Here is a 1,283-nt window from a genome sequence, read left to right on the forward strand (position 1 = left end):
AAGTAGATGACGGCGGCGAACCCGCTCAGGTAGGTCCACATGGTGGCGAAGTACATCAGTCGCTGGCCCAGCTTCAGGCCCTTCTGCACCAGCGGGTTTTCGCGGAGCAGCACCTGGATGGTTCCCTGCGCCCAGCGCAGCCGCTGGGTGAGCATGGTTTTCAGGTCCTCGGGCGCCAGGCCATAGGCCAGGATTTCGTGGTGGTAGACGCTCTCCCATCCCATCGCGTGCATGCGCATGGCGGTGGCCATGTCCTCGGTCACGGAAATGGTGGCCAGCGGCATGACCGGTTGGGCCTCGCCGGTCCGCTCGACGGTCAAGGCGTCCAGCACGGCCTGGACTGACTCCAGCGCGCCCAGTGGCGACCAGTCGCGGGCGGACATGCGCCGGACGGCGTCGTCCGCCACCACGGGCACGCCGGACTCACCCACATGCGCCAGTTCCATGGCGGCGATCTCTTCGAGGTCTGCCTGCAGCGCTGCAACGTCGGCCTGGACCAGGGTCTGCACGGCGGCGTCCACGCGGCGGCGTACCCGGTAGGTGACCTCGGCCAGGGGCTGGCCGGCGTCCACTTCCTGCTGGGCTTCCCGGGTGGCGGCCTCCACCTCGTCCAAGACCTCGGCCACCAATGGCGACTCAATGTCAGTGGACTTGCGGGCCTGCCGGATGGCTGCGCGCGACGCGGCCAGGGCACGCCGGATGCTCTTTTCGGTTTCCTTGACGTAGCCCACCAGGCCCAGCTGCATCAGGGCTTCACGGCGGAGGATCGCGTTGGAGCCGCAGAAGAACGCGGCGTTCCAGCCATCCTTGCCCTGCTGGATGGGGCCGTAGAACAGGGGTGCCTGGCTGCCCAGGGGGTCGCTGTCAGGGACGTTGCTGAAGTACTGCGGGGTCTGGACCAGGGCCACGCGGCGGTTGTTGAAGTAGCCCAGGGTCTTTTCCAGGATGTCCGGCTCGGGGATCTGGTCCGCGTCCAGGATCAGCAGGAATTCGCCGTGGGTGACCATGAGGGCGTTGTTGAGGTTGCCGGCCTTGGCGTGCCGGGGAAGGTCCTTGGTCCAGTCCTCGCTGCGGGTGACGTAGCCCAGGCCGTGCTGTTCGGCGAGTGCCTTGAGTTCGGGCCGTGCGCCGTCGTCAAGGATCCAGGTGCTGTGCGGGTGCCGGATCTTCTGGGCAGCCAGCGCGGTGGTGAGCACCATGTCCAGGTCCTCGTTGTACGTGGTGATGAAGACGTCAACGGTGGCGTCATGGGGCGGCGGCGGGGCGCCCTTGCGGATCTTCAG

The 1,283-nt window shown here is 67.3% G+C and carries 1 protein-coding gene; it reads right to left on the reverse strand.

The genetic code is table 11. From position 1 onward, the window contains the following. A partial coding sequence (locus tag QRM96_RS20980) for a glycosyltransferase family 2 protein (RefSeq protein ID WP_285320885.1) occupies window positions 1–1,283 on the reverse strand: 1,283 nt, incomplete at both ends.

The sequence above is a fragment of the Pseudarthrobacter sp. lyk4-40-TYG-27 genome (assembly GCF_030209295.1).
Lineage (GTDB): Bacteria > Actinomycetota > Actinomycetes > Actinomycetales > Micrococcaceae > Arthrobacter.